Annotated in this window: 7 protein-coding genes; 3 read left to right on the top strand and 4 right to left on the bottom strand. The window is 70.2% G+C overall.

What is annotated here, in order from left to right; translation table 11 throughout:
* Positions 1-679: ABC transporter ATP-binding protein (locus ACLN58_RS17780; protein ID WP_415856575.1), on the bottom strand; the 679-nt coding region annotated here is incomplete at its 3' end.
* 150 nt (positions 680-829) lie between these two features.
* Here ACLN58_RS17780 and ACLN58_RS17775 point away from each other — a divergent pair.
* Positions 830-2,143, top strand: a complete 1,314-nt coding sequence (locus ACLN58_RS17775) for an aspartate kinase (protein WP_415856574.1) — start codon at positions 830-832, stop codon at positions 2,141-2,143.
* A gap of 123 nt (positions 2,144-2,266) precedes the next feature.
* On the opposite strand, the gene ACLN58_RS17770 is transcribed toward ACLN58_RS17775, so the two are convergent.
* Both ACLN58_RS17770 and ACLN58_RS17765 read right to left on the bottom strand, forming a co-directional pair.
* Positions 2,267-2,488, bottom strand: a complete 222-nt coding sequence (locus ACLN58_RS17770) for a hypothetical protein (protein WP_415856576.1) — start codon at positions 2,486-2,488, stop codon at positions 2,267-2,269.
* Positions 2,489-2,652: 164 nt separating this feature from the next.
* Entirely contained in the window at positions 2,653-2,877 is a 225-nt protein-coding gene (locus tag ACLN58_RS17765; RefSeq protein ID WP_415856573.1) for a hypothetical protein, read from the bottom strand.
* 89 nt (positions 2,878-2,966) lie between these two features.
* On the opposite strand from ACLN58_RS17765, the gene ACLN58_RS17760 reads away from it, so the two are divergent.
* Entirely contained in the window at positions 2,967-3,440 is a 474-nt protein-coding gene (locus tag ACLN58_RS17760; protein WP_415856572.1) for a MarR family winged helix-turn-helix transcriptional regulator, read from the top strand.
* A 16-nt stretch (positions 3,441-3,456) separates the two neighbouring features.
* Here the strand turns inward: ACLN58_RS17760 and ACLN58_RS17755 are convergent, their stop codons facing one another.
* Complete coding sequence (locus tag ACLN58_RS17755; RefSeq protein WP_415856571.1) at positions 3,457-4,395, bottom strand: patatin-like phospholipase family protein; 939 nt, start codon at positions 4,393-4,395, stop codon at positions 3,457-3,459.
* A gap of 157 nt (positions 4,396-4,552) precedes the next feature.
* Between ACLN58_RS17755 and ACLN58_RS17750 the strand changes: the two genes are divergently transcribed.
* On the top strand, positions 4,553-4,933 hold a 381-nt coding region (locus tag ACLN58_RS17750), incomplete at its 3' end, for a hypothetical protein (protein WP_415856570.1).

Genomic DNA, 4,933 nt, shown 5'->3' with positions numbered 1-4,933 from the left:
CTCCCGGCGGCCCATCGACGAGTTGGGAACGGACGGTGCGGCCGCCGCTCACGAACACGACCGCGTCAGCGATCTCGTCGAGCTCGCTCAGCACGTGCGAGGAGACGACGACCGTGGAGCCCTCCGCCGCGAACTCCCGCACGAGCCGCCGCAGCTCGATCCGCGACGAGGGGTCGAGGCCCGCCGCCGGCTCGTCGAGGAGGAGCGTCGTGGGGCGGTGGATGAGGGAGCGGGCCAGGCTCAGCCGCTGCTGCTGCCCGCGGGAGAGCACGCGCGCCGGCTGGTCGGCGAGGTCCTGAAGCCGCACGAGCGCGAGGAGCTCGTCCGCCCGAGTGGCCGCGTCCCGGCCGGACAGGCGGTAGAAGCGACCCATCTGTGTGAGGATCTCGCGCGCCGTGAGCGACTCCCACACGCCGAGCGTGTCCGGCATCCACCCGACCCGCCGCCGCACCTCGTCGCGCTCCGCGGCGGGATCGAAGCCGTCGATCCTGATCTGGCCCGCATGCGGCGCGAGCAACGACGCGAGCATGAGCATGAGCGTCGTCTTGCCGGCGCCGTTCGGCCCGACGAGCGCCGTCACCTGGCCCGACTGCGCCGCGAAGTCCATGCCGGTCACGGCGTTGACCGAGCCGAAGCTTCGCACGAGACCCGTCGCTTGGATCCCCCGAACATCCCCCATGAGTCCACTCCCAGACGTGAACGGCGCGGGCCCCCCGCCCAGCGCCACGATGTGCTCAGGCTAGCCGTCACACTGTGAAGCTCCAACAGGGCGTGCCGATAGAATGTTGCGCGAATCTCCGCGATCCCTACGTCCAGTGAGTGTGCCCGTATGTCGCTTCCTCCCGTGCTGCCCGCCAAGCAACTCGTCGTCCAGAAGTTCGGCGGTTCGTCCGTCGCGGACGCCGCGGGCGTCAAGCGGGTTGCGCAGCGCGTTGTGGACTACCACGAGGCCGGCCACGAGGTGGTCGTCGTGGTCTCCGCGATGGGCGACACGACCGATGAGCTCCTGGACCTCGCGGCGCAGATCACCGACAACGCCCCAGCCCGCGAGATGGACATGCTCCTCTCCGCGGGCGAGCGCATGTCCATGGCCCTCCTCGCGATGGCCATCGACGAACTCGGCCACAAGGCGCAGTCGTTCACGGGCTCGCAGGCCGGCATGATCACCGACGGGACGCACGGCAAGGCCCGCATCATCGAGGTCGATCCGCACCGCATCCGCACGTCGCTCGACAAGGGCAATATCGCGATCGTCGCGGGCTTCCAGGGTGTGAGCCACGAGAGCCACGACATCACGACGCTGGGCCGCGGCGGCTCGGACACGACGGCGGTCGCGCTCGCCGCAGCGCTCGAGGCGGACGTGTGCGAAATCTACACGGACGTGGACGGCGTCTACACGGCCGACCCCCGCGTGGTTCCGTCGGCGCGGAAGATCGAGACGATCTCGAGCGAGGAGATGCTCGAGCTCGCGGCGTCCGGCGCGAAGATCCTCCACCTGCGCTGCGTCGAGTACGCGCGCCGCTTCGGGGTGCCGCTGCATGTGCGGTCCTCGTTCAGCCACCACGAGGGGACGTGGGTCCTGCCCGCCCCGGAAGACAAGATCACGATCAACGAGGGAGTCGCCTTGGAACAGCCCATCATCTCCGGCGTCGCGCACGACCGCTCCGAGGCCAAGGTCACCGTGGTCGGCGTCCCCGACATCCCGGGCAAGGCGGCCGCGATCTTCCAGGTCATCGCGAAGGCGAACTCGAACATCGACATGATCGTCCAGAACGTCTCGACGTTCGGCCGCGGCAAGACGGACATCTCCTTCACGCTGCCGATCGTCGAGGGCGCCGCCGCGCTGAACGCGCTCAAGGCCGCGCAGGCGGAGATCGGCTTCGAGGACATCGAGTACAACGCGGAGATCGGCAAGCTCTCGCTCATCGGCGCGGGCATGCGCTCCCACCCGGGCGTCTCGGCCACGTTCTTCAAGGCGCTCTCCGACGCGGGCATCAACATCGACATGATCTCGACCTCGGAGATCCGCATCTCCGTGGTGACCCGCGCCGACCTCCTCGACGCGGCCGTCCGCGCGATCCACACGGCGTTCAACCTCGACGCCGAGGTCGAGGCCACGGTGTACGGCGGCACCGGCCGCTGACGGCCCGCCCGGGCGACCGGTGCGCACCCTGGGTGCGCCGCGCGCGCACAACGGACGACGGCGGGTGCGCACCCGCCGTCGTCCGTTTGACGTCGCTGTGGTGAGACGCGTCCCAGTGGTGAGCTAGCGGCGCTTGGTGCGGGGCCCGCGGCCGCGCTCGGGACCCGAGGCCTCGTCCTTCCGGACCGCGTAGTGGTGGCCCTCCGAGTCGGTCGCGACCTCGAAGCCGCGGAGATCGTCCTCGGACGCCTGCTCGAAGGCGTCGTGCTTGTGGACCACGGGCGCCTCGGTGTCGCCATGGGACGCGGGTCCCCAGATCGCGGCCGCGTGCTCGGCCGCGTGCATGAACTTGCCGAGCAGCCGGTGCTCGTCCTGGCCCTCGGTCTCCTTCGGATCCTGAGGCTGCTTCTGCGAATCGGGCATGTCATCACCCCCTCCCGCTTGCGCCATTTTACGCCGGGTGTGACGCAGGCCTCAGGCCGGACGCGGGCCTTTTCGGGTCTGCGGGCTCAGCGCAGGGAGCGGTCGGTGGGGTCCTTCGGGACCACGTAGGTGCTGCCGTCGGGCCGCGTGACGGTCTCCCATTGCTGCGCCTCGGCCTCGCGCTGGGCGAGGAGGGCCTTGTTCTCGGGCGTCATCTCGCCTTCGGTGGTGCCGCGGTGAGCGGGACCGAAGACGGCGCGAAGGCGGCCGGTGGTGCGCATGAACCGTTGGGCGAAGTTCTCCTGAGCCATGCCCTTGTCCTCTCCTGATTGGGGGCGACCGCAGCGGGTACTGACCTCATAGTACCCTCATTGTTAGTGCACTAATTAATGGAGCCTGCATGAAGACCAGCGAGACCGACACCAACACCGACGATCTTCTCCTCGAGCGGCAGCTGTGCTTCGCGCTCAGCGTCGCGAGCAGAAGCGTCGTCGCGGCGTACCGGCCGGTGCTCGAGCCCATGGGCCTGACGCACCCGCAGTACCTCGTGATGCTCGCCCTGTGGGAGCGGAGCCCGCGCACCGTCCGGGACATCAGCGACGCGCTTCTGCTCGAGCCCGCGACCGTCACGCCGGTGCTCAAGCGGCTCGAGGAGGGCGGGCTCGTGACCCGCTCCCGGCAGGCGGGGAACGAGCGGGCGCTCGACGTCGCGCTGACCCCGGCCGGGCGTGAGCTGCGGAACCGGGCCCTCGCCGTGCCCGTGACCATGATGGAGCGGCTCAACATCTCGCGCGAGGACGCCCAGGAGCTGCATCGATCCATGATGACGCTCATCGCCGCGGCGCAGGCGAGCCGCACGGTCGACGCGCTGTGACCGTTGGGCGTGGGGCTCAGGCTCCGGCCGCCAGCCCGTCACGCCGACCCATCTGAGCCGACGCCGGGACCCGCCCCACGTTCAGGTGCTGGATTCGCTCACCGAACACCGCGCGGTCGCTCGGTTCGATGACTGTCACTCGCGAGCCCCCGGCCCTGAGCCCCGCAGCGCTGCGTTCAAGCTCCCCGAGCCGGTGATCCGGCGCGATGATCAGGACCTCGTCATGACCCGACGCGAAGTCGGCGCTCGTCGTGTCCAAGGTCCCCGGGTCGAAGTATTCGCGCCCACCGATCTCGATCGCGCCGACAATCCCGGGGATCGCGGTGCTTGCCGCGACGGCTCGCGATAGCGGCGCACCGTTGGCCGATTCGAAAACGTGCCTCATCCCCGTCAGACCGTCGATGGCGACGATCCTCAAATGCCCGGCCGGCCACTCGTCGTCGGGCGCGAGGCGGCCCGCCCAGTAGGCCTCGAAATGCGGAACGGCTTCCGCACGCTGACCGACGACGGCGGCGGCAAGCTGACGCAGCTCGGCCGAGGAAAGCGACTCCCCGTGGACGAATCGGTAGAGGGCCGCCGCGGCAGTCTCGAGACTCGGAAGCCCACCCCGGCGGGCCGCGACGGCAAGCCGCCGAGCTGCTGCGCCGAGCGTCCAGATCGTGGCCGCGACGCGGCCACCTGGCCCTGGGATGGCAAGCAGCGCGGCAAGGCTGTTCTGGAAGCCCGCGGAGACGGCCGCGCGTTCGGTGGGGACATCGAGCGCGGCCAGCTCCCGGTAGGTGTCCTCGATGCGCCCGGCCAGAAGCCGCGCTCCGACGTAGGCACCGGCGGACGAGCCGAGCACGAGGTCCCACGACGCGATGTCCTCGCCGGCGGCGGCAAGCCCCGACAGCACCCCGGTCTCCCATGCCAGACCGGTGTAGCCACCCGATCCGAGCACGAGTGCGCGCGTCATGCGGCAATGGTAGGTCCCGCGCCGGGCGGCGACGACGGACGGAGGTCCTGTCTCCTCTGGACGCCGCACAGCGCGGAAGCCATCATGAAATGAGGCGCGACGAGCCAGGCCCCGGAGCCAAGCTGGGCGCGGATTCGCGTGCCGGAGGCGCAAGGGCATGCCACGTGACACCGTGCCGGCGGAGGGCTCGCTGGCGAGCGGCCCGTCGGAGAAAGACGAAGTGTTCCTCGCCGACTACTACGAGCACGTAGCCGCCGAGGACCTCCACGACTACAGCGTTGCAACCCTCGAGCTCAGGGCGCGTGAGCACCTCGAGCTCGCGCGGGTGCGCCCGCCAGGGACCTCCCGGGTCGCGGTAGTCAACGAGCGGGACGCCGGATTGGTGCTCGTGGTCACCGATGACCTGCCCCACGCGCTCCGCTCTGTCACCGCTGAGCTCACGCACGAGGGCGCTCCGCTCCGGCTGCTCGTCCACCCCACGTTCGCGGTGCGACGCGATCCGGCGACGCACGAGCTCCTCGAGGTCCGCCATGGTCCC

The sequence above is a fragment of the Sinomonas sp. G460-2 genome, from assembly GCF_047759905.1.
Classification (GTDB): Bacteria; Actinomycetota; Actinomycetes; order Actinomycetales; family Micrococcaceae; genus Sinomonas.
Note: the sequence above shows the minus strand (reverse complement) of the source record. Positions and strands in the feature narration are given on the sequence as shown.